The organism is Natronomonas sp. EA1, from assembly GCF_051195035.1.
GTDB lineage: Archaea > Halobacteriota > Halobacteria > Halobacteriales > Haloarculaceae > JBNTJV01.
Genome location: NZ_JBNTJV010000001.1, coordinates 1,054,536 through 1,079,979, shown reverse-complemented (window position 1 = coordinate 1,079,979; position 25,444 = coordinate 1,054,536). Strand labels below are relative to the sequence as shown.

At 66.3% G+C, this 25,444-nt stretch carries 22 protein-coding genes and 1 tRNA gene; 9 read left to right on the top strand and 14 right to left on the bottom strand.

Translation table 11 applies throughout. From position 1 onward, the window contains the following. Positions 1–299: 299 nt before the first annotated feature. On the top strand, positions 300–869 hold the full coding sequence (locus tag ACQUQR_RS05790) for a type IV pilin (RefSeq protein WP_435195493.1): 570 nt from the start codon (positions 300–302) through the stop codon (positions 867–869). Between the two features lie 137 nt (positions 870–1,006). Next, on the top strand, positions 1,007–1,576 hold the full coding sequence (gene hpt, locus ACQUQR_RS05785) for a hypoxanthine/guanine phosphoribosyltransferase (protein WP_435195492.1): 570 nt from the start codon (positions 1,007–1,009) through the stop codon (positions 1,574–1,576). Positions 1,577–1,588: 12 nt separating this feature from the next. On the opposite strand, the gene ACQUQR_RS05780 is transcribed toward hpt, so the two are convergent. After that, a complete protein-coding gene (locus ACQUQR_RS05780) occupies positions 1,589–2,254 on the bottom strand; it encodes an HAD family hydrolase (protein ID WP_435195491.1) in 666 nt (221 codons plus the stop codon). A gap of 118 nt (positions 2,255–2,372) precedes the next feature. Here ACQUQR_RS05780 and ACQUQR_RS05775 point away from each other — a divergent pair, with 118 nt between their 5' ends. Both ACQUQR_RS05775 and ACQUQR_RS05770 read left to right on the top strand, forming a co-directional pair. Then, on the top strand, positions 2,373–3,362 hold the full coding sequence (locus tag ACQUQR_RS05775; protein WP_435195490.1) for a ring-cleaving dioxygenase: 990 nt from the start codon (positions 2,373–2,375) through the stop codon (positions 3,360–3,362). A 92-nt stretch (positions 3,363–3,454) separates the two neighbouring features. Beyond that, positions 3,455–4,117 carry a type 1 glutamine amidotransferase domain-containing protein gene (locus tag ACQUQR_RS05770; RefSeq protein ID WP_435195489.1) on the top strand — a complete coding sequence of 221 codons (663 nt, stop codon included), beginning with the start codon at positions 3,455–3,457 and terminating at the stop codon, positions 4,115–4,117. Between the two features lie 11 nt (positions 4,118–4,128). Here ACQUQR_RS05770 and ACQUQR_RS05765 read toward each other — a convergent pair whose 3' ends face one another. From ACQUQR_RS05765 to ACQUQR_RS05735, 7 genes are all read right to left on the bottom strand, one after another. Next, the gene (locus ACQUQR_RS05765; protein ID WP_435195488.1) at positions 4,129–4,569 is read right to left on the bottom strand and encodes a hypothetical protein; all 441 of its coding nucleotides are present in this window, start codon (positions 4,567–4,569) and stop codon (positions 4,129–4,131) included. Next, positions 4,566–5,357 (bottom strand): energy-coupling factor transporter transmembrane component T family protein, encoded by a 792-nt coding sequence (locus ACQUQR_RS05760; RefSeq protein ID WP_435195487.1) that lies wholly within the window; start codon positions 5,355–5,357, stop codon positions 4,566–4,568. The genes ACQUQR_RS05765 and ACQUQR_RS05760 overlap by 4 nt, the downstream gene beginning before the upstream one ends. Next, positions 5,354–7,120: an ABC transporter ATP-binding protein gene (locus tag ACQUQR_RS05755; protein WP_435195486.1), complete on the bottom strand. Its 1,767-nt coding sequence runs from the start codon at positions 7,118–7,120 to the stop codon at positions 5,354–5,356. The genes ACQUQR_RS05760 and ACQUQR_RS05755 overlap by 4 nt, the downstream gene beginning before the upstream one ends. Positions 7,121–7,186: 66 nt before the next feature. Further along, positions 7,187–7,774, bottom strand: coding sequence for a hypothetical protein (locus ACQUQR_RS05750; RefSeq protein ID WP_435195485.1), 588 nt, complete (start codon positions 7,772–7,774; stop codon positions 7,187–7,189). 137 nt (positions 7,775–7,911) lie between these two features. Next, on the bottom strand, positions 7,912–8,319 hold the full coding sequence (locus ACQUQR_RS05745; RefSeq protein WP_435195484.1) for a CoA-binding protein: 408 nt from the start codon (positions 8,317–8,319) through the stop codon (positions 7,912–7,914). 70 nt (positions 8,320–8,389) lie between these two features. Beyond that, entirely contained in the window at positions 8,390–8,995 is a 606-nt protein-coding gene (locus ACQUQR_RS05740; RefSeq protein ID WP_435195507.1) for an RAD55 family ATPase, read from the bottom strand. Positions 8,996–9,190: 195 nt separating this feature from the next. Continuing rightward, the gene (locus tag ACQUQR_RS05735; RefSeq protein ID WP_435195483.1) at positions 9,191–10,021 is read right to left on the bottom strand and encodes a geranylgeranylglycerol-phosphate geranylgeranyltransferase; all 831 of its coding nucleotides are present in this window, start codon (positions 10,019–10,021) and stop codon (positions 9,191–9,193) included. A gap of 93 nt (positions 10,022–10,114) precedes the next feature. Between ACQUQR_RS05735 and ACQUQR_RS05730 the strand changes: the two genes are divergently transcribed. Continuing rightward, positions 10,115–10,189 (top strand) — tRNA-Arg (locus tag ACQUQR_RS05730). A 246-nt stretch (positions 10,190–10,435) separates the two neighbouring features. Here ACQUQR_RS05730 and ACQUQR_RS05725 read toward each other — a convergent pair. Continuing rightward, on the bottom strand, positions 10,436–11,140 hold the full coding sequence (locus ACQUQR_RS05725) for a hypothetical protein (RefSeq protein WP_435195482.1): 705 nt from the start codon (positions 11,138–11,140) through the stop codon (positions 10,436–10,438). A 211-nt stretch (positions 11,141–11,351) separates the two neighbouring features. After that, positions 11,352–11,720: a hypothetical protein gene (locus ACQUQR_RS05720; RefSeq protein WP_435195481.1), complete on the bottom strand. Its 369-nt coding sequence runs from the start codon at positions 11,718–11,720 to the stop codon at positions 11,352–11,354. Between the two features lie 303 nt (positions 11,721–12,023). On the opposite strand from ACQUQR_RS05720, the gene ACQUQR_RS05715 reads away from it, so the two are divergent. The 3 genes from ACQUQR_RS05715 to ACQUQR_RS05705 all read left to right on the top strand — a co-directional run bounded on the left by ACQUQR_RS05715 (position 12,024) and on the right by ACQUQR_RS05705 (position 16,805). Further along, entirely contained in the window at positions 12,024–12,641 is a 618-nt protein-coding gene (locus ACQUQR_RS05715) for a class I SAM-dependent methyltransferase (RefSeq protein ID WP_435195480.1), read from the top strand. A gap of 391 nt (positions 12,642–13,032) precedes the next feature. Next, complete coding sequence (locus ACQUQR_RS05710) at positions 13,033–16,245, top strand: plastocyanin/azurin family copper-binding protein (RefSeq protein ID WP_435195479.1); 3,213 nt, start codon at positions 13,033–13,035, stop codon at positions 16,243–16,245. A gap of 59 nt (positions 16,246–16,304) precedes the next feature. Continuing rightward, positions 16,305–16,805: a hypothetical protein gene (locus ACQUQR_RS05705; protein ID WP_435195477.1), complete on the top strand. Its 501-nt coding sequence runs from the start codon at positions 16,305–16,307 to the stop codon at positions 16,803–16,805. Positions 16,806–16,827: 22 nt separating this feature from the next. Here ACQUQR_RS05705 and ACQUQR_RS05700 read toward each other — a convergent pair whose 3' ends face one another. Both ACQUQR_RS05700 and ACQUQR_RS05695 read right to left on the bottom strand, forming a co-directional pair. Then, complete coding sequence (locus ACQUQR_RS05700; RefSeq protein WP_435195476.1) at positions 16,828–16,968, bottom strand: hypothetical protein; 141 nt, start codon at positions 16,966–16,968, stop codon at positions 16,828–16,830. A gap of 542 nt (positions 16,969–17,510) precedes the next feature. Beyond that, positions 17,511–18,158, bottom strand: a complete 648-nt coding sequence (locus ACQUQR_RS05695; RefSeq protein ID WP_435195474.1) for a CHRD domain-containing protein — start codon at positions 18,156–18,158, stop codon at positions 17,511–17,513. A gap of 139 nt (positions 18,159–18,297) precedes the next feature. Between ACQUQR_RS05695 and ACQUQR_RS05690 the strand changes: the two genes are divergently transcribed. Next, positions 18,298–18,660 (top strand): winged helix-turn-helix transcriptional regulator, encoded by a 363-nt coding sequence (locus tag ACQUQR_RS05690; protein WP_435195472.1) that lies wholly within the window; start codon positions 18,298–18,300, stop codon positions 18,658–18,660. Positions 18,661–18,728: 68 nt separating this feature from the next. Here the strand turns inward: ACQUQR_RS05690 and ACQUQR_RS05685 are convergent, their stop codons facing one another. Beyond that, positions 18,729–20,012, bottom strand: a complete 1,284-nt coding sequence (locus tag ACQUQR_RS05685) for a S8 family peptidase (RefSeq protein ID WP_435195470.1) — start codon at positions 20,010–20,012, stop codon at positions 18,729–18,731. Positions 20,013–20,105: 93 nt separating this feature from the next. Continuing rightward, positions 20,106–25,106, bottom strand: coding sequence for a multicopper oxidase domain-containing protein (locus ACQUQR_RS05680; RefSeq protein ID WP_435195468.1), 5,001 nt, complete (start codon positions 25,104–25,106; stop codon positions 20,106–20,108). Positions 25,107–25,444 lie beyond the last annotated feature (338 nt).

The following is a 25,444-nucleotide window of genomic DNA, read 5'->3' as shown; positions in this document are numbered from 1 at the left end:
CAAACCGGGTCGAGAGGCACTCAAAGAGATTGTCAGAGCAGTTCTCTGACTCACCAACAATGTACTTCACAAGAGCGTACAATCAATTCAGCCAATATTAACCTCGTTGAAGATGGCTCCTCAGTCGCTCTAGACTCTGCGGGTGACTTCTCTTCAACCGATGTATCGGCTGGCACAACCTTCGGTGTAGACGCAGCAAGTGGGAATGAAATCAGGGTTGTGTACTCCAGTTCAAGTTCCGACAGCACTGCCACACTTGGGAAATTCGAAGTTCCGTAAATAGCTAATTCAACTCTAAAATGAATTTCAAAAAATTATTCAAAGACGATGACGCCGTATCGCCCGTCATCGGCGTAATCCTGATGGTGGCGATTACGGTTATCCTGGCTGCCGTCATTGGGACATTCGTCCTCGGGCTCGGCGATCAGGTTCAAGACAGTGCCCCAACTGCTTCGTGGACCTTCGAGACTCAAACCTACACGTTAAGTAGTACTGACTTCACCGCTGTCCAGATTACTCACGATGGTGGGGATAGCATAGATGGCGCGAATGTACTTGTTTCAGTTAATGGCGAGCAAGCGTACGCTGCAGATGGAAGTGATTTCGCAGTCAAAGCGTTTACTGGAACAATTAGTGCTGGCTCAAGTACAACTATTGTCGGAGCTGGAAGCGATGCCAATGTCCCCGATGGCGGGAATGATAAGTTTACTGTCGATGGGAGTGATCTCGATATCGACATCAACAACGATGGTGCCACCAGTGGAACAATTGACCAAGTTCAATTGACCTCTGGACAGACGGTCCGCGTAATCTACCAGAGTCCCACTTCAGATAGCACAGCCACAATCGGTAAGTACGAACTGCCCTAGAAAATATATCACTTCTTTATTTTGAACACCTCTCTGAGAGATTTCTTCACCATTCGATTTGATTAATGGCTAATTCTGTAATATACTCCTCAAGCAAGAAGCGTCAGGCTTTACCCCCTCTCTCGCGCACGGTCGACATGGACCAGCTTTCCCAGTCGCTTCGGGACGCACCCATCATCGAGAAAGACGGTTATCACTATTTCGTCCACCCGATCAGCGACGGCGTGCCGATGCTCGAACCCGGCCTTCTCCGTGAGATCGTCATCCGCATCATCCGGAAGGCGAACTTAGAGAACGTCGACAAGATCGTCACGCCCGCGGCGATGGGGATCCACATCTCGACGGCGGTGTCGCTGATGACGGACATCCCGCTCGTCGTCATCCGCAAGCGCCAGTACGGCCTCGACGGGGAGACCCCGCTGTTCCAGCAGACCGGCTACTCCGAGTCCCAGATGTTCATCAACGACGTGGACGAGGGCGACCGGGTGCTCGTGCTCGACGACGTGCTCTCGACGGGCGGGACCCTCTCGGCCATCTGCGCCGCGCTGGAGGACATCGGCGCGGAGCTGGTCGACGTGGTCGCGGTCATCAAGAAGGTGGGCGGCGAGAACAAGCTGGACGACACCCCCTACGCCGCGAAGACGCTCATCAACGTCGACGTCGTCGACGGCGAGGTCGTCATCGTCGACGAGAACGGCGACGACTGAACTCCTCTCGGCTCAGCGCTCCTCTCCGAGAAGCACCGACCGCAGCTCCGGTACGCCGACCACGATCTCATCAGCCGCAGAGAGATCCGTCTCCGCCCCGTCGCCCCGGAACCCGACCGTCCAGAGCCCGGCGGCCGTCGCGGCCTGTACGCCCGCGGTCGAGTCCTCGACGGCGAGACAGGCGTCGGGGGTGAGTCCCAGCTCGGCGGCCCCACGCTCGTAGATGGCCGGTGCCGGCTTCCCCGGGCCGTCCAGGTCCTCCGCGCTGACGACGGCGTCGAAGTGACCGGTGAGCCCGAACCGCTCGTCGAGCAGGCCGATCCAGTCGCGGGGCGAGGAGGTCACCAGCGCGAGGGGGACTCCCCGGTTCCGAAGCTCTGCCAGGAGCTCCGGCACCCCGTCGAACAGCTGGGCCTGTTCGCGGTAGATGCGCTCTCCTGTGGTCTCGAACATGGCCTCGAACTCATCGCGGGAGACCGCGACCTCGTACTCGGCGACGAGGTCGGGGTAGACCTCTCGGAAGTTCCGGCCGGTGATGGCGGCAAGCGGGATGTCGTCGTCCGGGGCGGTCGTCGGGAGGATCTGCTCGCGCTGCTGTTCGACCCAGTGCTCCTCCGAGCGGATGAGCACGCCGTCCATGTCGAAGCAGATACCGTCGAACGCGGTGTGGAGGGCCATTCGTGGTGTCACGTTACCGAGAGGGTGGCTTGGCTCTTTGGTCAGACGGGACACACCAGCCACCCGGTAACACCCGTGTCGCCACGAACTGAAGTACCTCTGTACCCTACATTGAGCCATGACCGACGTGACACCAACCCCCGGTATCCACCACGTGACGTGCGTCGCGGGTGACCCGCAACGGAACCTCGACTTCTGGGTGGAGACGCTCGGCCTCCGCCTCGTGAAGCGCTCTATCAACCAGGACGACCCGAGCACCTACCACTTCTTCTTCGCGGACGCGGCGGGGACGCCGGGGACGAGCATGACGTTCTTCCCGTGGCAGAACCTCTCGCAGGGGAAGGTGGGGTCGGGGCAGGTCGCCCGCACCGCATTCCGCGTTCCCGAGGGGAGCCTCGACTTCTGGGAGGACCGGTTCGACGAGTACGACGTGGAGTACGACGACCGCGTGGAGCGGTTCGGCGAGACCGTCCTCCCGTTCCGCGACCCGGATGGGCTCCCGGTCGAACTGGTCGAAGTCGAGATTCCCGAGGACGACCCGACCGTCCCGTGGACGGCCTTCGTCCCCGAGGAGCACGCCATCCGGGGGTTCCACTCCGTGACGCTGTGGCTCGCGGACCCCGAACCGACCGAGGACCTGCTTCGCACGATGGGGCTCGAGGAGGTGGGCGCCGAGCAGGCGCAGGGTGACACGCCCGGCGACCAGCGCACCCGGTTCGCCGCGGCCGGCCCCGTCGGAAAGTACGTGGACGTGCTCCCGACGATCGAAGGAGGCCGGCAGGGCCACGGGACCGTCCACCACGTCGCCTTCCAGACGCCTACCGACGAGGACCAGGCCGCGATGCGCTCCGCGGTGCAGTCACAGGGGCTGCGCCCGACCCAGCAGATCGACCGACACTGGTTCCGGTCGGTCTACTTCCGCGAGTTCGGCGGTGTGCTGTTCGAGCTCGCGACGAAGGACCCGGGCTACACCAGCGACGAGTCGCTCGACGAGCTCGGCGAACGGCTCGTCCTCCCGGGGAAGTTCGAGGCCCAGCGCGAGCAGATCGAGGCGAACCTCCCGGACGTGACGGTTCCGCGGGCGGAGCCGGTCGAAGCGGACGACTGAGCCGGCTCCGCGAGACAGCTCCGCGGGACGGCACCGGCTCGACTCGCCACCAGAGTCAGCCTTTTTCCTCCCACGCCCGAAGGTCCGGTCCCATGCAGGTACTGTTCGTCGTCAGCGAAGCGGGCTACTGGAGCGAAGAATGCATCACGCCGCTCGAGGTGCTCACCGAGGAGGGAGCCGACATCACCGTCGCCACGCCCTCCGGCGGTGAGCCGGTCATCGACGAGCGCTCGCTCGACCCCGAGTCCGTCGAGGACCACGAGCATCTCCGCGAGGTCCACGAGACCGACGACCGGCTGAACGATCCGATTCCGGTGGCCGAAGCCGAGATGGCTGAGTACGACGCGCTCGTCCTCCCCGGCGGTCACGGCACGGTCTGGGACATCAACCAGGACAGCCACACCCGCGCGCTCCTGCGCGAGGCCGTCGAGGCGGACACCCCCGCCCTCGTCGTCTGTCACGCGGTGGGCATCCTCGCGTTCACGCGCGACTCCGACGGTGGGTTCCTCGTCGACGGCAAGGACGTCACCGGCTTCCCCAACGAGTGGGAGGAGGGAATCGTCGACGAGAACGACGTGCTTCCCGATGGAGAGAAGCTCCCGTACTGGGTCGAAGACGAGGTCGTCGCTGCCGGCGGGAACTTCGACGCGGAGCTCGAGTCCGACACGTCCGTGACGGTCGACGGCGCGCTGCTCACCGCGCGCGGCCCCGGCTCCTCGCGGGCCGCCGTGGAGACGCTGCTCGACGAACTGTAACTACCGCCGGCTCACTCGTCTTCGTCTTTCGCCACGGATGCCGGGATGAGCGTCGACTGGGCGGCCATGTGTAGCAGGCCGAATCCGATTCCGGCGACGGCGAGCGACCAGAAAAATCGCGGTTCGCGGCCGGCATAGCGGGCGAGCGCGAACGTCGCGAGGAGCGTCACGACGGTTCCCGCGAGCAGGACCCACGAGAGCGACAGCACCAGCCTGTCGCGCGCGGCGACCGGGAGCGTCCGGTAGTGGAGGAGCTTCCCGACCGTGTTGAGGCCGAACGCCAGCGTGACGACGACGAGGCCGAGCCAGAACACGGGCGCGACGTTCACCAGCGTGGCGACGCCGAGACAGCCGAGCCCGCCGAACAACAGCAGTTTGCTGCGCCCCTCCGCGAGCGCGGGGTCGACCCACGGCGTCGCTCCCGTCGTGTCGTCGATGCTCGCGGCCGTCATGGCGTCGGTGAGGGGAGGACGGGAACGTTCAGATAACCGAGGTTGGCGAGCGCAGTCACCGCGAGCAGGACCACGCCCCCGGTGACGAGCAGCGCGTCGCCCGCGTCGAACTTGAGCGTGTGTCGAAGCTCGCGGTCCTCGTTCCGGAAGGAGTAGCCGCGCATCGTCAGCACGGACATCATCGTGTTCGACCGCCGGAGCACGGACATGAACATCGGAACGGCGAGACTGGGGACGTTCCGGGCGAACCGGATCGGGTTGCGCGTCTCGAGTTCGAGCCCCTTGACCTTCATCCCGTCCATGATTCGGAACAGGTCGCTGATGGTGACGTAAAACAGGAGGAGCACGTACTCCAGGGTGAAACACACCAGCTCGGGGACGCCGAGCCCGCGGAGCCCGTCGGTGATCTCCGTCAGCTCCATCGTCGTGAACAGGCTAGCGCTCACGAGCAGGGCGGCCTGCCAGGAGAAGGCGAGTTTCAGCCCGAAGTCGAAGTCGCCGCCGAAGGCGCTCCCACCCGTCGCCATGCGTTCGATGGCGGGGAACGCGAGGATGCCGAGGACGTTCGGCACCTGCAACAACAGGAGCGCACCGATCCAGATCGGCGGGACCCGCGCGACGATGGCGAGGCCGAAGCCGACGGCGACCATCGCCAACATCCACTCCCACGTCGGGGCGAGATACAGGTACGACAGCAGCAGCACGAACAGCCCGAGCTTCGCCCGGGGGTCACGCCGATGGACCCACGTGTCGCGGTCGTTGTAGATGACGGGAACGCGGCGTTTCATCCGCGCACCTCCAGCGTCGGCGCGAACGCCTCGACGAACGCGTCGGCGGTGAGCGCGTCCACGCCCACCTGTCTGGCGAGCCGTGCGGCCCGTGGCGGCCGGAGATGCCGGGTGGCGAGCCACTCCCAGTTGTCGACATCGAACACCGTCTCCACGGGGCCCTGCTTCGCTACCCGTCCGTCCTCGAGGACGGTGACGGTGTCTGCCACCTCACAGACGAACTCCATGTCGTGGTCGATGAGGACGACGCCCTTGCCTCGCTCGCGGAGCCGGTCGATCGTCCGGGTGATGTGCGCCCGTGCGGTCGCGTCGACGCCGGCCACGGGCTCATCGAGCACCAGCACGTCAGGGTCGGGCGCGAGCGCACTCGCGATGGTCACCAGCCGTCGTTGCCCCCGCGGAAGGAACATCGGGTCCGCCGTCAGTACGGACTCGGGAAGCCCGACCCACTCGCGGATCGTCTGGACCCGCTCGTCGATGAACGCGTCGTCGTACCGCTCGCGTTTCGAGAGGCCGAGCAGCCCAGTCCGCTCGTAGCGCCGGCGGGCAAGCGGGAATCGAAGCTCCCCGTCGACGGTCTGCTCGGAGAGCTGCTCGTCGGGGTTCTGCAGCGCGATGCCGACTGACTCCGCCACGTCGCGGGCGGTCCGCCCCTCCGTCGGCTCCCCGTCGACGGTCACCGCCCCCTCGTCGGGGGTGAACAGCCCGACGAGGAGCTTGCTCAGCGTCGTCTTCCCCGCGCCGTTCCCTCCGATGATGGCGTGGACCTCCCCCTCGGCGACCGTGAGATCCACGTCCTCGACGGCGACGATCTCCTCCGAGTAGCGGTAGGTGACCCCGTCCGCACGCAGCAGTGTCCGGCCGTCCGCGGCCGCGTTGTCGGCTCCAGCGCCGTCGGCGCGCTCCGGCCCACCGTCGGCCTGCGCGACGGTCGACTCTCCGGTGGTGGGATCCCACCCGACCGTGTGTCGGTCCAGCGCGTCGAGGAACTCCCCCGGCGTCAGCGGGGAGCTCGGGAGCCCGACCTCCCGCGCGATCCGAACGCAGACGGGCGGTGCGACCCCCACCGATTCGAGGAGCTCGGCGTCGCGCAACAGCTCGTCTGCCGGCCCGTACGCGACGCGTTCCCCGCCGTCGAGCACGAGCAGGTCGTCTGCGACCCCCACCAGCGCGTCGGGGTCGTTCGCCGTCACGACGAGCGTCATCTCGCCTTGCAGTGAGCTGATGAGGTTGGAGACATCGTCACGGCCCTCCGGGTCGAGCATGTCCGTGGCGGTGTCGAACACCAGCACGTCCGGGTCGGTGGCGAGCGCCGCCGCGATGGCGAGCCGCTGTTGTTGCCCCCCCGAGAGCTCCCAGGTGAACTGGTCTGCCACGTCGGCCATCCGGACCTGTTCGAGCAGTTCGCGCGCCCGGTCGAGTGCGTCCGCCCGGGGTATCCCCCGGTTCACGAGCGGTGCGACGACCTCGTCGATGACGCGGACCTGCGTGAGCTGTGCGGAGTAGTCCTCGAACACCATCGCCACCGCGGTGTCGTCCGCTTCTCGCGGGTCGCGTCCCGCGACCGAAAGCTCGCCGCTCGTCGTCCCCCCGGTGTTCTGCGGTGCGAAGCCGGACAGCGCCATCGCGAGCGTCGTCTTCCCCGCCTCGACGGGGCCGACGACACCGAGCACCGATCCGGCGTCGAGCTCGAACGAGAGCCCGGAGAGCACCGGCTCGTCGCTCGTGGGGTAGCTAAAACCGAACTCAGAGGCGTGGACCATCGGCTCTGTCGATGAGACGGGTGTATCTGTCATGTCTGTGTTCGTGTATAAAAAACCGCGTCGCGTTCAGTTGGCGGTCTGTGCGGCGGGTGCGAGCACGCGCTCCATCCGGCCACGCAGCGCGGAGACGACCGGGATGAGCGGGATCGCCCCGAGGACGATACCGTGAGTGACGGTGTTGCCCGCGAGCGCCGTGAGATAGACGCTCAGCGCGTCACCCGAGACCACGAGCAGCGAGAGCCCCTCGATGGCGAACTGGATGAACGCCCCGAGGACGGCCCCGATGGCCAGCTTCACGGTGTCGTTCGGGTCCTTGAAGAAGTAGCCCGCGATGGTGAAGCCGACGATGTATCCGGCCCAGCCGAACGGCTCGTCGGGCTCGAGCCCTTCGAAGAAGTCGAGGATACCCTCGGCCATCGTCGCCCCGACTGCGGCGGCGATGGTCGGCGTCCCCCACGGTACGAACACGATGACCGTGTAGACGACGAAGAAGGCCTTCCAGTCGATGTCCGGTGGAATCTCACCGAGGCCCTCGCCGATGGCAAGTGCCCCCGCGAACAGTACGGCCGTGAGCCCCGCGATAACGACGAGGCTCGTGATGTCTACGTCAGTGGTGAAGCGATCTGACCCCCGCTTCGAAGTTGCCTGCGCCATCACCTGTCCGATTCGCCGAGCCGTAAAAGAAGGCTGCTATGACGCGTACAGTCCGCCGGATACGGCCGTTGAGCACTCAGTACGTCACATATCCGTACAGATCGGTATATAGCTATAACTCTCGGTCGGGAGGGGGCTCACCGCAACCGCTGGTACTCGACTTTCAGACAGCGGTCCTGGACGACTCGTTTTCCGGCCGCTTCCGCCTTCTCGGCCGCCTCGCGGTCCTCGATGCCGAGCTGTGTCCAGATCACCTTCACGTCGTCGCGCTCGAGCGCCTCGTCGACGATGCCGGCGACCTCCTCACTCGGGCGGAACACGTCGACGATGTCGATCTCCTCGTCGATCTCCGCGAGCGAGTCGTACGGCTCCTCGCCGAAGATCTCGTCGGCGTAGGGGTTCACCGGATAAACGGTGTACCCCTGCTCTTTCAGGAACTTCGGGACGCCGTGGGCGGCCTTGCCGGGGGTGGCCGAACAGCCGACGACGGCGATACGCTTGTAGTCGAGAATCTCACGGAGTTCATCGTCGCTCGTAACTGGCATACGAGAGCCGACGGGGCGTCAGGCGAAAAGCCTGCCTCCGTCGTGTTCCGTGTACGCACAGTGGCGCAGCTCAGGGAAGCCGCGTCTCGATCCCGCCGTCCTCCTCGATACGGATGAGCCCGTCGAACAGCTGTGAGAGGGTGTTCATCGCCTGGGAGTCGTGCGCCTCGGATTCGAGGACGAACAGGCCGAGCGCGTCGGCGTTCTCGATACGCGAGGTGAACACGTGGAGAAACCGGAAGACGGTCTGGAGATCAGAGTAGATGAGCAGGGTCGACAGCGACGTGAACAGCACCCGGTTCTTCGTGACGCCGCGCTCCTTGTAGAACCCCTCTAACAGGTTCGAGAACTTGATCCCGATCCCCGTCATGTCCTCGGGGGAGGAGGCGTAGCGGATGTCGTCGCTGTCGCGGATGGTGCCCTGCCCCTGGTGTTTGGTGATACAGTCGACGATGCCGACCGGCGGGCCCGCCTCGAACAGCACCTCGTGGTCACGACGGAGACGGTCGGCACTGTCCCTGTTGGTGACGATGATGGCACCCTCGCCGTTCGCGAGACCGTGTTCGAGGAACTCGAATCCGAGCCGGTCCTTGCCGCTCAGTGCCGGCCCTGTGATGAGGAGGCTGTTCCCCGGCGCGACCTCCGTGCCGGCGAGCGACCCGCCCAACTCATACATCGGGAGGCCCCACGCATCGGGGTTCCACCGACTGGCGGTCCGTCCGGTCACACCGTTCCATTACTCTGTATGGCACTCAGCGCACATTTAGCGTTTTTGCTTGGCTCCGGGGTTCTTGCGTGGTATCAACACGGTAACCGGGGTGGCGTTCGATGGACCACCGGCGAGTATCGCCGGGAGACGACGAATCGACACTCACGCGAGCCGCCCGACGACGAACGCGGCGGCCGCGAGGAACATCCCGTATTTCAACAGCGACTGGCCCGCGGTTGGGTCGCGCCACGACCGGTACCCCGCGAACAGCATCACCGCGTCCGCGGGGAGCACGGCCACGAGGTACGCGACCGAGAACGTCCCGCGCAGGTACGGCAGTGGCGAGGCCCCCACGGCCACGACGAGCGCGACGAGCGCCACCACGAGCGCGACCCGCTCGCCCGCCGCGATGGGGAGCGTGTTCAGCCCCTCCTCTCTGTCCCCCTCGATGTCCTCCACGTCTTTCACGACCTCACGCGCGAACGTCGAGAGCGCGGCGAGCGCGAACAACACGACGACCGCGGCCGAGAGCCGCCCCAGCACGGCCGCCGAGCCGAACAGGAAGGTGCTCCCGCCGAGATACGAGACGACGAGGTTCCCCATCCCGGGCAGTCCCTTGAACACCTTCGTGTAGGCGACGAGCGCGAGGAGGTTCACCACCGCGATGGCGATGGCCAGCGGCGGGAGCACCGCCGTCAGCGCCACCGCCCCGACGAACAGCGCCACCGAGAACCACAGCGCCTGCCGCGGCGTGACCGCCCCCCGCGGGATGGGCCGCCCCGGCTGATTGATGCGGTCGATCTCCCGGTCGAAGTAGTCGTTGATGGCGTTGCCCGCCCCCGTCGCGAACACCGTCGCGAGTACGGCCGCCGTGACGCCCACGTACGCCGGGGTGCTCGACGGGATGCCGGCGACGAACGCCCCGATGAAGGTGAGCAGCCCCGCCGCGACCGCGTTGCCCGGTCGCGTCAGCTCCAGTAGCCCGCGAAACATACCCCCACTGCCCGAGCGCCGGCCATAAACCCGACGGAAGCCCCCCGGTTCGAATCGCGGGACTTATGCGGAACGCCCGACGTGTATCCGACAGGGCCCTTAGCTCAGCCTGGACAGAGTGTCTGGCTTCGGACCAGATTGTCGGGGGTTCAAATCCCTCAGGGCTCGTTCGGTTCCTCACTGCGTTCGTCACCTCACGAGCCCTGCGTACTCACGCTCGCTCCGCTCGCGTGAGTCCCTCAGGGCTCGCTTTTGCGAGCCTCGGAGATTTGAAGCAGGCCGGAGCTTCGTTGGTTGTTTAATTTCGGCCGCTAGCGTGACGAATTCTCGTTTGCCAACGAGATCTCCATGTGAGCAGAGCTTTCGCGTACTCACGTGAGCGCAGCGAATGTGAGTCCCCTACCTGATTATATTTTATTTGACTACTGCATCTAGACTCGCATATTCGAGGAGATCTTCTTCTTGTTGATTGTCTAACCATATCAAGAATCCTCTATCCACTATACTGAGCCTTCTGTTTGTTTGGTCGTAATCTAAAATAATCGGTTTTATTCCCTTGTCAACTTGGAGTGAGGCTGTTGATTGCAATGCTTGGGTCAAGTTACCTGGATTTAGGTCTTTTCCCCTCGGATGATGGTTTTGTATCTGCTTCCGAATATCGGCATATATTAGCCCGCCTTCAAGATCATCCGTATCTGCTGATAATATTGGGAATAACAGCCACTTATACATCTCGAGTTCCGTATCCTGAAACCCATCCCTGAACGCCCTGATAAATGATCGATACCTTGCACTCTGATCATTAACTACTGAGTCAACCACATCCGTAGCATCGATTTCTTTAGCCAGCTTTGACAAACTTTGCTGTGTTCCTTCAATGTTGTTGTCTAAGCATACTTTTCTGCACGCTTCTTGGACAATATATACACTGTCATAACAATTTTCGATTAGTTCGTCTTTAAAAGAGAGCTCAAATTGAACATTCAAGATGCTTTCCCCCTTTTCGATTACCCTTCTCAATTGATTTCGCTCCCAATTGTCTGCGTTTACTGCAATTACCCTGCCCGTTAGATCTCCATTGTGGACTATGAGTCTGTTCTCCTCAAGCCACACGCCCACGATAATAAAACTAAACTGAGAAGCTTCATGAAACGCTTTCAGTGCGACAGCGAAGTCTTTTTGTGTCTCAACAGGTAGATAGTGGTAGTCTTCTAGGACTAGATATTTGTCATTTTCAATTTCTTCTAAGGCTCGAATTACATCATTTACATCTAATGGGTCTAATTCTAACTCTCTTACCGTCTTCTCTTGCGTTTCCGTCTTCGTTTCTTCACCCTCGACTTCCCCCCCCTAGTCCTGGTATCTTGCCTCTGATTTTTGCCCTTATTTTCTTTGTCCCTGATATGGCTTCTTTTTCTGAGACTGTTATCTCGTACCCTGCTCTCTTTAGAATCGCCGTATGGATATCTTTTAATTCCCATTTATTGCTACATTGAACAACCAATTGGTCGTCATCCTCTATGCAGTGTTTTCTTAAACATGTCTTTCCTTGCTTGGAACTGCCGTAGATAACCAGATGCTTCCCCCTATTCAAATCGCTCCGCAGTTTCTCGTCCACAGCTTCTCTTCCAACGTAGTTACGCGGTAGATCTCTTGTTATGCCATAAACGTCGTCAACAGAGTATATTTTCGGTTTCATGAGATACAAAATGAACTTCTTCCACCTTGGTAAATGTTTGCACTGATAAGTTTCGATGAGTTAATATATTTAGCATGATTGAATCTCGTTCCCTCCGCTCGCGTGAGTCCCTCAGGGCTCGCTTTTGCGAGCCTCGGGGATTTGAAGCAGGCCGGAGCTTCGTTCAAATTCCGCGAGAGCAGAGTTCTCGCTTCACCCACCCGCTCAGTAATCTCGATTTTCTCTCGCTCTGCTCTCGTGTCGATGTACCGCTGATGAAGCGATTTGACCGGGTATATACGTCTCGCCCCCGAATTCGCGTGTATGAACCCGGACGAAGTTCGACAGGACTGGGCGGAGCGGTCCGGGCGGTTCTCGCCGGAGTACTACGCGCATCTCGGCCCCAACGGGGTGAGCGAGACGCTCGTGGAGGTGCTGGACCACTACACGACGGGCGACGTCTCTATCCTCGAGATCGGCTGCGGCTCGGGGCGGCATCTCGCGCATCTCCACGACAACGGCTACGAGGACCTGACGGGGATCGACATCAACGAGGACTCCTTCGCGGTGATGGCGGAGGCGTTCCCCGCGCTCGCGGAGACGGGGACGTTCACGGCGGGGGCCGCGGAGGATTTCCTCCCGGAGTGCCGCGACGGGCAGTTCGACGTCATCTACACCGTCGAGACGCTCCAGCATATCCACCCGGAGGACGACTGGGTGTTCGAGGAGCTCACGCGGGTGAGCGACGACCTCATCATCACCGCGGAGAACGAGGGGAACAGCCCGCAGCGCGGCCGCGGCGAGTTCGACGTGAGCTACGTCGACGACGAGTTCCCGCTGTACCACCGCGACTGGAAGACGGTCTTCACCGACCTCGGCGCGGCACAGCTGTTCGAGAAGCCGACCAAACGAGATACGATTCGCGTGTTCCGGGTGCTCTGAGACGGCGAACCGGGTGGCTCGATATGTGTCGTGTGCTAGCACGAACCGCGGGCTGTGAGGCTGCTCACGGCGTCGTGAGCAGGGGGTAACTACCCACTAAGTGTCCGCGCGCGAGTGCGTTTCGGGCGGTGTTACGCTTCCCGACTCTCTTCGTTGCTGAGTATTTTCCCCCGGAAGAAGGTTATTTGCTTCCCGATTCGGGTGGAATAGCGAAGTTTCGGACCCTTTCGGACCCTTTCGGACCGTTTCGGCACGAAATTCGGTGCAACTCTCTCGACCGCTCATATAGCGGTAACTGAATGGTTAGTCCGAGTCGATAGATGACGACACGACCGAACTTCCAGGCAGGTCGAGGACCGAGTACACGAACGACCCTCACGGGGGTAGCGCCATGACCGAGGAAGGTCAGCCGAGCCGTCGGACGTTCCTCCAGGGCGTCGGCGTGCTGTCGGCGGTCGGGCTCGCGGGCTGTTCGCTCGGGGCGAACCCGGACGTCCGCACTCAGCAGACGCCCGTCGAGATCGAGGTGAACCGGACGGCGACGCCCACGCCCACCGCTGCCGGCGGTGGGATGTCCGCGCCCGCGGAGGAGGCGCCGCCGGAGCTGGCCGCGTCGGCCACGGTCGAGGCCGTCGCCACCGACTCGGGGTTCGCGTTCGAGCCGAGCGTGGTCCACGTCAAACCCGGCGCGACGGTGACGTGGGAGATGGTCGACAGCGTCCACACGGTGACGGCGTACCACGCGGACAACGGGAAGCCGAACCGGATGCCCCCGACGGCGACGCCGTTCGATTCCGGGATGCTCTCGGAGGGCGACACCTTCGAGCACACTTTCGACAGCGAGGGTGTCTACGACTACTACTGTCTCCCCCACGAGGGGATGGGGATGGTCGGCTCCGTCGTCGTCGGGATGCCGTCGCCCGACACCCAGCCGGGGCTGGCCCCGCCACAGGAGTCGCTCCCGCAGCCGGCGCGCGAGGCCATCCTCGAGCTGAACAAGACCGCGAACGCGCACCTGAACGCCCACGGTGGCCACGAGGCCCACGGGGGCGACGGCGAGGACGCGGCGTCGACCGGGAACCCCGCACGGACCCTCACGGAGGAGGCCGAGGTCAGCATCGTCCCGGCAGCGGAGGACCACGCCTTCGACCCGCCCGTCGTACAGGTCGCCACCGGGGGTTCGGTGACGTGGACCTCGACGGAGGGGACCCACTGCGCGACCGCCTACCATCCCGAGAACGACGCTCCCCTCAGGATTCCCGAGGACGCGGAACCGTGGGACTCCGGCAGGCTCGAGGAAGGGGAGTCGTTCACCCAGACGTTCGCGGAGCCCGGGATCTACGACTACTTCTGCCCGATGCACCAGGAGCGCGGTGCCGTCGGCACCGTCGTCGTCGGTGACCTCGGCGACCAGCCGGGGCTCGCCCCGCCGCAGGCGGAGCTCCCGTCCGCGGCGGCCGAGGCGCTCTCGAAGCTGAATCGGCAGGCGCCCGAGCTGTTCTACGGGGCCACGCCGAGCGAGAAGACCGTCGACGCCAGCGCGGAGGTCGTCGAGGGCGAGATCACGCTGTTCGTCACGGCGGTCAACGGCGAGGTCGGCCCCGGCAGCCGGGCCCGCGTCGTCGCGTGGGTGGACAACCACCGGCTCGTGAACGCCCCCGTCACCGTCAACGACGAGCGCGTGGGGACGACGGACGAGCGCGGCGCGCTCGTCGTCACGCTCCCCACCGACACGGCCACGGTCAGAATCGAGGCGTTCGCCGGGGTCGCCACGGGCGGCACCACGCTCACGCTCGGGAGCGGGGCAGCCGGGGGGGCCGACAGCGGCGCCGGCGGGAACGCCGCCCCCGAACCTCTCCCGCAGTCAGTCACCATCGAGGCCGTGCAGACGGCCGACGGCTACGCCTTCGAGCCCGCGGTCGCGCACGTCGCGGCCGGCGGCACCATCACCTGGAAGATGGTCGATGGCGTCCACACGACGACCGCCTACGCCACCGCGAACGGGAAGCCCCAGCGCATCCCCGGTGGCGGCACCGCGTGGGACTCCGGCATCCTCCAGACGGGCGACAGCTTCGAGCAGACGCTCGGGACGGAGGGCGTCTACGACTACTTCTGTCTCCCGCACGAGGGGATGGGGATGGTCGGCACCGTCGTCGTCGGCCGGCCCTCCCCGGAGGGTCAGCCCGGCCTCGCGGCCCCGCAGAGCGACCTCCCCGCGGCCGCACAGAGCGCGCTCACGTCGCTCAACGGCGAGGCGGAGACCCTGCTCGCGAACACCGGCGGCTCGGGCGGCTCCGGCGGCACTGGTGGGAGCCCCCCGAACCAGCAGCCCGACCAGCCGTCGAACGGCGAGCCCGCGCTCCCCACCGAGGGGGACGTGACCGTCCGGCTCGTCGCCACGGGTGACGGCTACGCGTTCGATCCGCCGGTCCAGCAGCTCCAGCCCGGCCAGACCGTGGAGTGGCAGGTCGTCGACGGCACGCACGACATCGAGGCGTACGCCCCGGCGAACGACCGGCCGCGGCGCATCCCCAACGCGGGGCTCGCGTGGCGCTCCGGCATGATGGGTCCCGGCGAGTCCTTCGCGTTCACCATCGACGCCCCCGGCGTCTACGACTACTTCTGCCGTCCGCACGAGGGCAGCGGGATGGTCGGCTCGCTCGTCGTCGGCACCCCCTCTCCCGATGGCCAGCCCGGGCTCGCGCCCCCGCAGTCGTCGCTCCCGGATCGCGCGGAGACGACGCTCACGAGCCTCAACGACCAGGCCCGTTCGCTCCTCGAGAACGGCGGGAACGCCGGTTCCGGTGGCGGTTCGGGCGGTTCTGGAGGTTCCGGCCAGCCCGCCACTCACACGGTCACCGTCGGTGCGAACGGCGGGAAGTCCTTCTCGCCGGAGCTCATCCACGTGGACGTGGGTGACACCGTCCGGTGGGAGTGGGCCGAGGCGGGCCACACCGTGACGAGCTACTCGTCCGATAACGGGAAACCGGACCGCATCCCCTCGGGGGCCTCGGGCTTCGACTCCGGGTTCGCCTCCGCCGCGGGGTTCGAGCACACGTTCACGACCGCCGGGAAGTACGACTACTTCTGTCTCCCCCACGAGGGCGGCGGGATGGTCGCGTCGGTGCTCGTCGGCTCCCCCGACCCCGCCACCGATCCCGGGTTCCAGCCGGCACAGTCCAGCATCGACGCCGACGCGGGCAACGCGCTCGACGCGCTCACGACCCGCGCGGAGGAGATGCTCGCCGGCGGTGGCTCCGGCGGCGGCAACGAGGGTGGCTCGGGCGGTTCGGGCGGCGACGACACCGGCTCCGGCGGGAGCTCGAGCTGTGAGGAGCCCGTCGTCGACGCCGCGTCGCTGTCCGCGCAGGGAACCATCGACATCGTCGTCACCTCCACGGAGGTCGCGCCGGGTGACACGGCGAGGCTGGTCGCGCGGTACGACGGCCAGCGGCTCGCCAACGCCCCGGTCGACGTGGACGGCGACCCCGCCGGCTCGACGAACGGCTGTGGCGAACTCACGTTCACGGTGCCGAACGAGGACTCCTTCCGCATCGAGATCCGCGTCGGCGACGCGCGCGGCCGCACGGAGGTGACCACCTGAGCCGGTCCCCCACGCTCTGCCTGGAACCCCTTTTCTTCCCTGACAGCGTGTCTCTAGCTATGGCATCGAAAGGCGTCACTACCCGGATGACGGAGACGTTCGGGCTTCGGCCCGAGGAGGAGGCCCAGTTCGCGGGTCGCTGGGCGGCCGGTGTCGGCGGTGGGCTCGCCGGCGGGATCGCCTTCGGCGCGCTCCTGCAGGCGACGGGCGGGCTCCCGACCATCGGCGCGCTCTACGGGGCGGAGACCCTCGTCGGCGGCTGGGTCGCCCACCTGTTCCACAGCCTGCTGTTCGGGCTGGCGTTCGCCGGCCTCTCCACGGCGGCCCCGTTCCGGCAGTACGCGGCCCGCGTGCTCCCCGCGATGGGGCTCGGCATCGCCTACGGCGTCTCCCTGTGGCTCGTCCTCGCGACCGTCGTCATGCCGCTGTGGCTCACGGCGATGGGGCTGCAGACGCCCATCGGCTTCGACCTCGTGAGCCTCGTGGGTCACGTCGGCTTCGGCGCGGTGCTCGGCGCGACGTTCCCGGCGTTCCTGCGGGCGACGCGGCCGACCGGATAAGAAGGGGGGACCGGATGCGGTTTCAGGGCTCCACGTCGACGGCGATGTCGGAGCAGATCCACGCCCGGACGTTCATCGTGTCGAGCAGGAGCAGCCCCGTGTCGAGCTCGACGACGATATCCCGGGGCTCCGAGGGCTGGCGGCGCGATTTCGTCTCGTGCATGCGTCTTGTAGGACAGGTGGTGATTTGAACCCCGGATTACCTTGACAGGGAATCGCATGGATTCTATCGGGGGGATGCCTTGGCTGACTGTTGGCTCGGGGAGGAGACCCGTGGAAACGCCCGCTCAGCCTTTTTTTCAGGTACGACTGGTGACCTCTCAGGTGTCCGGGTGGTGGGGGCGGCTGGCGGGCCAGCGGCCGGATCCCCCGGCGTTCGGTGAACCTTGAGCGTTCGGCGTTCGGTGGGCCTTGAGCGTTCGGAGGACGTTCCGGTGGTTCCCCGCCCCTCCCGTCGCCGGGGGTCGTCTCCCGGCTCGCGTGTTCCACCCGTCGACCCGTGGCGTGGCACTCGCCGGTGGCAGCCGATACGACCCCGAGGGGGAACAGTCGGGTCTGTCGCGGCACGACGAGGCGCACAGGGTGTGTGAAGAAGTATCACTCTTCGTAGGCGACGCGCCGTGATAAGCGGCCTGACCGTTCATCGGGGCCGGAGACGGCGAAAAACGCGGTTTCGAGGGCGCTGAGGCGTCGGTTCGGTGACGCTCAGTCGTCCATTTCGTCCGCGTCGTCCATCTCTGCCATCTCGAGGCTCATCCCGTTCACCGAGAGGGTGACCTCGGCCTCGGCTTCCAGTTCGCCGTCGTCGAGCGAGACCTCGAACGACTCCTCGAACTCGACTTCGAGCTCGTCGCGTTCTTTCACCTGGCCCCGGATCTCCCCCGCGGGGTAGGTCGTGGTGTGGATGTTCACGTACGCCTTCCCGGCTTTCATCGCCTTCACGGCCTTCGCGAACGTCTCCTCGCCCGCCATCTCGGGGGTGATGGTGCCGTGCGCGAGCAGCCCGTTCGTCGTGACGGGGTGGTCGTGGTCGAACAGCGTGAGCAGGACGGGGCCGTTCTCCCCCTTCGCGCCGTCGTGGAGGTGGGCCGCCACGGCCTTCTTGAGCTTGGCGACGACCACCGCGAAGTGGATGTGCGGCCCCGCACCGTGCTCCGTCAGGTGGAGGGCGGCGAACCCGCTCGCCGGGCTCTCCACGGGTGGGACCTCGTTGGCCCCCTTCATCAGCTTCGTCGCGAAGACGTGGCCGTCGAGTTCCTTCTCGACCTCACCGGCCGCGGCCGTCCCGCTCACCGCGGGGGCCAGGAGGGCGCTCACACCGACCAGTTTCAGTGTCTCTCGTCGTGTGGTCATACGGATGCACCTGTAGGTCTCGTAGGCTCGCAGCGGAGATGACTCCCGCAGAGAGTTTCCCCGAAATCCGGGTGTATGAATGGCGATGACGGGCGATACCGAGAGAACGCTCATTCCGGCTCGCGCCGTAGCTGATGGTATGGTTCACGCCCAATCGCCCCCCATCGAGGTGTGGTGCGCCGGCGAGGAGTGGTGCCCCATCACGGCCACGGCGTCGCTCATCGGCAAGAAGTGGCACCCGGTCGTCGTCCACCGCCTCCTCGAAGCCCCCCTCGGCTTCAACGACCTCAAGCGCGCGGTCAACGGCATCTCCTCGAAGGTGCTCACGGACTGTCTCACCGACCTGGAGGCGAACCAGCTGTTGACCCGGCGCGTCGTCTCGGAACACCCGCTGCGCGTCGAGTACGAACTCACGGACCACGGCCAGTCGCTCTCGCCCGTCCTCCTCGCGATGCGCGACTGGGGGGAGGAACACCTCGTCGCGGCTTCCTCGCCCGCGTAGGCGCCACTGTCGATCGCTTTTCCCCTCGTCCTCACCGAAAAACGCCGCCCGCCGGCCACCCGCGCCCGTCAGATGTCGGCGGCGTCCTCCACCGCGCGGACCGGGTCGAGATGGCCAGCGCCGTGGAACTCCGCCTGGCCCATCCCGCGGGCCGTCTCGCGCAGGTGCTCGCGGACGGCCCTCGCGCTCGCCGTGGGGGCCAGCGAGCGCACCAGCGCGACGGTGCCTGCCACCTGCGGGGCCGCCATCGAGGTGCCCGCGGCCCAGCCGTAGCCACCGGGGACCGTACTGAGCACCAGGTCGAGATACCACGCCGCGTCCGTCCCGATGGCGCTCCGGTCGGCGTTCCCGCCCGGCGCGCTCACGTCGATGGCGTCCTCCCCGAAGTTGGAGTAGAAGGCGATCTCGGAGGGCTCCTGTTCGAGGCGGTTCAGGGGGTCGTCCTCGTCCGGTTCGTCGTCCCAGCGGTAGCCGATCGGCCCCGTCGCACTCACCGAGAGGACGTTCTCGGCCTCGTTCGGGAGGCTGATGACCTCGCCGTCGGCGTCGAGGTTCGCGCCGTCGTTGCCCGCGGCGGCGACGTAGACGGTCCCCTGCTCCTCGCCGAACGCGACGGCGCGGTCGACGGCCTCGCGGAGCAGCTGGACCTCGGGGTCGTCGAGCGGGAGGGGGTAGGCTCCGAGCGAGAGGTTCGCGGCGTCGGCGTCGATCTCGGCGGCGTAGACCATCGCGGCGATGACGTCACCGAACAGCGCCGACGCGGCGGAGAACACCCGACAGGCGACCAGGTCGACGCCGGGGGCCATCCCGACGAGCCCGGCGTCTCCGGGGGCCGCGGCGATGATCCCCGAGACGTGGGTGCCGTGGAAGCCGATGTCCGTGTAGTCGCCGCCGTCCTCCGTGAAGTTCTTCGAGAGCTCCGTGTTCACCGCGTGGGTGAGCGCCGGGTGCGTCCCGTCGATGCCGGTGTCGATGACCGCCACGCGGGCCCCGCTGCCGTCCGTGATGGCGTGGGCCTCCGCGACGGGGATGTACTGCCGGTCCCACTGGAAATCGAGGAGGGGCGCCTCGACGTGGGTCGCCTCGTGGCTTCGCAGCGGGAGGTCGATCCCGAAGGCCACGTCGCGGGAACACCGCACGTCCGGTCTGGGGCCGCGGACGACCTGCAGCCCGATCGCCGGGAGGTCGTGGACGACGCGCAGTCCAGCGAGCTCCTCGCTGGAACAGCTACAGGTGTCGACGATGAAGCGGTCCTCGACGGCCGTCGCACGCGCGGGGAGCCCGGCTACCAGCAGGGCTGTCGCCCCTCCAACTGCTCTCAGCGCCGCCCGACGAGTGAGGAACGTCACCATGACTCACACTATGTCAGCAGGTATGATAACGCGACCAGACACTCGCGATAGAATCAGTCGAAACGGTCGAAAAAACGGACGGTTTCCGTGGGGTTACCGCCGCAGGATTCTCCCGGCGATGACGACCACCGCGCCCGCGAGGGCGAGGATGGCGAGGAACGCCACGGCGACCGGGATGCCGGAGCTGTCGGTCCCGGGACGGTCCTCGGCGGGCGTCTCGGCCTCGGGGGCCATCGTGGGCACCTCGGGGGTGGGCGTCACGTCGTCGACGCTCCCCTGCTCGGCCGGGTCACTGACGGACGGGCCGGTGGCTCTGGGGGTGGGTTCCGGGGTCGGCGCGGGCGTCGGTTCCGGGGTCGGTTCCGGGGTCGGCGCGGGCGTCGGGACGGGCGTCGGCTCGGGGGTGGGTTCCGGCGTCGGCGCGGGCGCGGGCGGTGCGCTCGATCCGCCCGAGGAGCCGCCGGAGCTGCCACCTGACGAGGGAGCGGGTGCCGGTTCGGGCGCCGGAGTCGGCGTGGGTGCCGGTTCGGGCGCCGGTCGGTGCTCATCCGCGATGGCCGCGGCGTCGTCGAGCGTCACGATGGGGGTCGAGAGCGGGCCGTACACGCGGAGCAGGCCCCACTGGCCGGCCTCGGCGTACGGGAGCCGGTGGTTCATCCACAGGTAGTCGCCGGGGGTGTTGGCCCCGCCGAAGAGCTCGGCGTTGACCACCATGTGCGCGCCGAAGTGTTCCGCTCCGACGACCGTCGACTCCTCGAGGGCGGGGTTGCGCTGCCAGCCGTGGCCGTCAATCGAGAACACGCCGGCCTGGAGACCGTAGCCGTGGACGACGTGGACCGTCACGTCGTCGCCGGCGTACGCCTCCAGCAACGTGGTCGCGGGATCGCCGTGGGCCGCCGACGAGAAGTACGTGGCGGGGTCGGCCGCGCGCAGCCCCTCGTTCAACGAGGCCGCGCGGTAGTTGACGAGTACCGGCTCCCTGACGTCCTCCCGGTAGGGCATGACTGGCGTCCCGATGATCGGCTCCTGGTCGTGGAAGACGAGGACGTAATCGCGGTACGTCTTCTCCTCCGTGGAGACGATGGCGGCGACACCGGCGTCGGTCACGTTGCCCGTGTCGGGGTCGAGGATGATCGCGTCCTCCGGTGCGACGACGATGGCACCGTAGAGGCCGCTGCGCTGGCCTTCCATGCGGTCGTCCGCCATGGCGAAGTCGGCGATGACGCCCGTGCCGGGTTCGTCCAGCATGAGGACGTACGTCCGGCTCTCACCGGGGCGGACGGACTGGTCGGGGTTGTAGCCGACCGTGATGCCCTGACTCGCCTGCGGGTCGAACGACCCCTTCCCGATGTGCATCGAGACGGGGGCGTCGAGGCCGTTGTGGACCGTCACCTGGAGACACTCGCCCGCGGTGGGCCGCAGGACGAGCGGCTCCAGCTGTTTCGCGCCGGAGTGGACGGCCGCCAGGTCGTCGGTGGGGACGAAGGCGAACACGCGTCCGCCATCGCCGGTGCCCTCGTCGAAGACGGTGTCGACCTGGGTGGCCGTCACGTCGTAGGTGTGGACGGGCGCGTCGGGGTCACAGACGCTTCCGTCGTCGACCGCGGCGGGCGGGAGGCTCCCACCGACGGACGGGAAGCCGTCGCCCGCGGGCACGGGGTCTCGGTCGGGGAGCGGCCGGAGGTCCTCTTCTCGCGTGTCGTGGACGCGGATGATGCCCCACATCCCCTCCACCAGCTTGTCGGCGCTGCCGACGTACCAGAGGTAGTCACCGGCCGCGCCGGCCCCCCCGGTGAACCACATGTCGTGGCGCTCGGAGATGTCCATGAGGACGGCGTCTTTCGACGGGCTCCCCGGGTAGTGCTCCAGCTGGAACTCGTGGCCGCTAAAGCGGAGCGGGTAGCGAGCGATGGTGCCGGCGTTCAGCCCGCGGACCATGATGGGGTCGCCCTCGTAGGCGCGCAACAGCGGGGTCGCGGGGTCGCCGTGGACCGCCGAGGAGAACGCCAACGAGGGGTCGGCGCGGTTCAGCCGGTGTTCGAGCGGCTCCGCTCTGAGGTTCACCGACCCCATGACGGGCCCGGCGTTCTGGGCGTCGAAGCGGTGGTCCGTGAAGATGAGCACCATCTCGCGGTAGCTCATCGGGGGGCCGTTGGCGACGGCGGGACGGTTCGTGTGGATGTCCACGACGGAGCCGGCACGGCGCGTCTCGCCGGTCACCGGATCGTGGTAGCTCGACCCGCGGGGCTCGACGATGAGGCTGCCGAACAGCCCCCGTGGCCACGTGTTGAGCGCGTCGACGTGGTCGTGGAAGTACACCGTCCCGAAGTTCGCGTCGACGTAGTACGCGTAGCGGACGAACTCCACGCCGACGTGCTGTCCGGCCGCGTGGTCGCGGACGATGGGTTCGGCGAGGACGATGGTCCCGTTCGCGGCGTCGAGCCGCTCGATGGTGTGGATCTCGATGGCGTCCGTGCCGAGCCCCACGCCGACCGTGATGCCCTCGTGGAGGCCATCGAGGCTGGTGACCGGGATGACCGTGTCACCGGCACTGACGGCCGCAGTGAGGGTCCGGTTCTCCGTGCGGTACGGGCGGACCGACTGCTCGAAGTTGAAGCCGGTGATGACGCCGTCGGAGGCCTGCACGTCGAACTGGACGAAGTGCGGGTGGATGTTCACCTTCGAGAACCCGTTGTTCTCCGCCGAGTCGATGAGCTCGGAGACGAGCGTCACCTGGACGCAGTCGCCGACGTTGGCGCGGTAGATGAGCGGCTCCGCGGGCCGTTGGCCGGTCCGGATCGCCTCCGTCTGTTCGGCCAGCGTGAAGATCATCCCGTTGGGGATGACGTCGCCGTCGTTGTTGAACGCGATGGGGAGCTCCGTGGCGACGATGTCGTACCGTTTGATGGGCGCACCGGCGGGACAGATGGCGTCGTCCGGGCGGTTCGGATCGGGCGGGACGACCGCGTGGTCACTGTTCGTGGGTACGTCGTTCCCCCGATCGCCGGTCGAGAGGTACGGCGCGGGGCCGTGGCCGGGCGCGAACGGTGGGCGTTTCCCGAGGTGCGGGCTCAGCCACGGGTAGGCGAGCCGGCCGTTCTCGGGGTCGAAGGTGAGCACGCGGCGCTCGCCGGGTGTCTCGGACGCGAAGTTCGGCCAGACGTGGGTGTCCTCGGGCTCGGTGAGATAGAGGATCCCCTCCCCCTCCACGCCCAGCTCGGTCACGTTGACGCCGAGGTCGGCGGGGCTGGGGAGCCCGGAGACGGTCGTCGTGGTGTTGTTCTCCCCCTCGACGACGCGGGTGTCGACCTTCCGCCAGTCGTAGACCGTGGCGTCGTAGCCGTCCGGCACGCCCTGCGGCGGGAGGTTCGACTCCACCCACGACTCGACGTTCTCCTCGGAGAGTCGTTCACCCGAGGGGAGCTCCGTGCCGATGAGGCCGATGGAGGACACCGCCTGGGGGGTGTCGCCGGTCCGGTCCGGCAGCTCCGCGAGGTCGGGCTGTTTCGTGTTGTGCACGCGCCAGAGCGCCCACATGCCGGCGACGTAGTGGTCCGGGATGTGGCAGTGGAACAGGAAGTCACCAACCGAGCGCTGGCAGCCGCCGGCCCCGCAGGCGATCTCGTTCATGTACGTCTCACCGGGGCCGAGCGTCTGGGAGTCGAGCCGTTCGGTCTCGGAGTTCACGTCGTCCGCCGGGGGGTTCTTCGTGAGCCCCTTCCCGTCGAGGCTGCGCATGATGAGGTTGTGCGCGCCGTGGCTGTCCGCGTGGGGTTCGAAGCGCCACCGGATACCGCCGCCGTGGAGGTGGTGGCTGTGGAACTGCTCGCTCCCGCCGTGGACGATGGCGACCTTCGAGGGGTCCGCGAGGTAGGCGCGGGGCGTCGGCGTCGCGGGGTCACCGAAGGAGTACGAGCTGTAGAGCAGCGACTTGTCGAAGTCGGAGCCCTTCGGGATGTCGTCGTTGGCCTGCAGGTCGATAAGCCGCATCATGAAACACTCGGAGCGGTAGTTCATCGCCTTCGTGCAGGGACGGTAGGTGTCCGTCAGGGGGTCGACCAGCTCGACCTCGAAGTTGTTCGCGTCGAGCGGGCGGTACCGGTCGTCACCGATCTCGTGGTAGATGATGACGTACTCGCGGTAGGCGTAGCCCTCCTGCCCGTCGACGATGACGGCCTCCCAGCCGGAGTTGAGGGGTTCGAGCGTCTCCGGGTGGAGGTACTCGCTGCCCTCGTGTTCGACCATCAAGGTGCCGAACAGCCCGTGGGCGGTCTGCGCGCGGACATCGCCGTGGCTGTGGAAGTACCACGGGCCCTCGAAGCGCTCGTCCTCGGGGATGTAGAACGTGTACGTTTGGGTCTCACCGGGGGCGACGAGGCTCTCGGTGTTGAAACCAACAGCACCACCGCTCTCCTCCGCGGCGACCGGACCGCGGTGGATGTTGATAGAGGCCGGCTCGCCACCGAGGCGGTTCGTCAGGTCGATCGTGACACAGTCCCCCAGGTTCGCGCGGATGACGAGCGGCTGGATGGCGTCGTCACGGAGCCCGAGCTGGACCTTCTCGGGGTCCGTGTGCGGGATGGCCTCCTGGGCGCGGACCGCGGGGAGGTTCTCGTCGAGGACGTACATGCGACCCTCGGGGTCGTGGATGCCGTAGCGGTTGAGCGGGATGTCGACGCGGATGGCGCTCACGTCGAAGTTGACGTTCCGCGCGTCCGCGGGACAGACCGACGACTCCTGGAGGGCCTCGAAGGTCCCCGTCCCGAACGCGTGTTGCGACTCGCTGGAGTGGCTGTGGCCGCTGGACGACCCCCAGTCGAGGACGGGCGCGTCGTTGGCCGGACCGACTCGGTCCGGGAAGTCCCCACGCGAGACCTTCGCGTCGGGGTCGAACTCGAGGCTCGGGTCGATCCCCGTCGCGTGGTGGGTCGCCCCGTTCGTCTCAACGTCGGCGACGCCCTCCGGTGTGACGGCCGGCCCGGCGTCGATGGTTGCATGCCCACCCGTCGGGGCGACGGGGGTCGCACCGACCGGAGCTAAGAAGACACTAATCGAGCTAACGAACAGGATTAGTGCGAACAGAACGGCGGTCACACGCCGTCCCGTGGATACTTGGATACTCATTGTGGGTTCCTCTGGGTGGGGCCCGTGCTGGCCGGGGCGCACACCGAAACGACCGCTCGGAGGCGGACGCTCCACGACCTACCTACCCCCCGGTCGTGGTATAAGCCGTGACCGGAGAACTGGTGCGCTTTTCACCGGACGGGGAAGGAACGGGGTGGACCCACACAGACCGCCCCGGCCCGCCCCCGTCGACGGGCCCGTCGTATATCACGGATATATCGGTTCACGCGAGTCGTCGCCGAGAGAAACGACGAGCAAGGGTTTCCAACCGTTAGCTCGCGTCTCGGAAGTTACCGCGGGGTAACCCT

Excerpts from the sequence above, each read along its gene's own strand:
- ACQUQR_RS05790 (WP_435195493.1), top strand. The coding sequence starts at position 300 with ATGAATTTCAAAAAATTATTCAAAGACGATGACGCCGTATCGCCCGTC.
- hpt (WP_435195492.1), top strand. The coding sequence starts at position 1,007 with ATGGACCAGCTTTCCCAGTCGCTTCGGGACGCACCCATCATCGAGAAA.
- ACQUQR_RS05780 (WP_435195491.1), bottom strand. The coding sequence starts at position 2,254 with ATGGCCCTCCACACCGCGTTCGACGGTATCTGCTTCGACATGGACGGC.
- ACQUQR_RS05775 (WP_435195490.1), top strand. The coding sequence starts at position 2,373 with ATGACCGACGTGACACCAACCCCCGGTATCCACCACGTGACGTGCGTC.
- ACQUQR_RS05770 (WP_435195489.1), top strand. The coding sequence starts at position 3,455 with ATGCAGGTACTGTTCGTCGTCAGCGAAGCGGGCTACTGGAGCGAAGAA.
- ACQUQR_RS05765 (WP_435195488.1), bottom strand. The coding sequence starts at position 4,569 with ATGACGGCCGCGAGCATCGACGACACGACGGGAGCGACGCCGTGGGTC.
- ACQUQR_RS05760 (WP_435195487.1), bottom strand. The coding sequence starts at position 5,357 with ATGAAACGCCGCGTTCCCGTCATCTACAACGACCGCGACACGTGGGTC.
- ACQUQR_RS05755 (WP_435195486.1), bottom strand. The coding sequence starts at position 7,120 with ATGGTCCACGCCTCTGAGTTCGGTTTTAGCTACCCCACGAGCGACGAG.
- ACQUQR_RS05750 (WP_435195485.1), bottom strand. The coding sequence starts at position 7,774 with ATGGCGCAGGCAACTTCGAAGCGGGGGTCAGATCGCTTCACCACTGAC.
- ACQUQR_RS05745 (WP_435195484.1), bottom strand. The coding sequence starts at position 8,319 with ATGCCAGTTACGAGCGACGATGAACTCCGTGAGATTCTCGACTACAAG.
- ACQUQR_RS05740 (WP_435195507.1), bottom strand. The coding sequence starts at position 8,995 with ATGTATGAGTTGGGCGGGTCGCTCGCCGGCACGGAGGTCGCGCCGGGG.
- ACQUQR_RS05735 (WP_435195483.1), bottom strand. The coding sequence starts at position 10,021 with ATGTTTCGCGGGCTACTGGAGCTGACGCGACCGGGCAACGCGGTCGCG.
- ACQUQR_RS05720 (WP_435195481.1), bottom strand. The coding sequence starts at position 11,720 with ATGAAACCGAAAATATACTCTGTTGACGACGTTTATGGCATAACAAGA.
- ACQUQR_RS05715 (WP_435195480.1), top strand. The coding sequence starts at position 12,024 with ATGAACCCGGACGAAGTTCGACAGGACTGGGCGGAGCGGTCCGGGCGG.
- ACQUQR_RS05710 (WP_435195479.1), top strand. The coding sequence starts at position 13,033 with ATGACCGAGGAAGGTCAGCCGAGCCGTCGGACGTTCCTCCAGGGCGTC.
- ACQUQR_RS05705 (WP_435195477.1), top strand. The coding sequence starts at position 16,305 with ATGGCATCGAAAGGCGTCACTACCCGGATGACGGAGACGTTCGGGCTT.
- ACQUQR_RS05700 (WP_435195476.1), bottom strand. The coding sequence starts at position 16,968 with ATGCACGAGACGAAATCGCGCCGCCAGCCCTCGGAGCCCCGGGATATC.
- ACQUQR_RS05695 (WP_435195474.1), bottom strand. The coding sequence starts at position 18,158 with ATGACCACACGACGAGAGACACTGAAACTGGTCGGTGTGAGCGCCCTC.
- ACQUQR_RS05690 (WP_435195472.1), top strand. The coding sequence starts at position 18,298 with ATGGTTCACGCCCAATCGCCCCCCATCGAGGTGTGGTGCGCCGGCGAG.
- ACQUQR_RS05685 (WP_435195470.1), bottom strand. The coding sequence starts at position 20,012 with ATGGTGACGTTCCTCACTCGTCGGGCGGCGCTGAGAGCAGTTGGAGGG.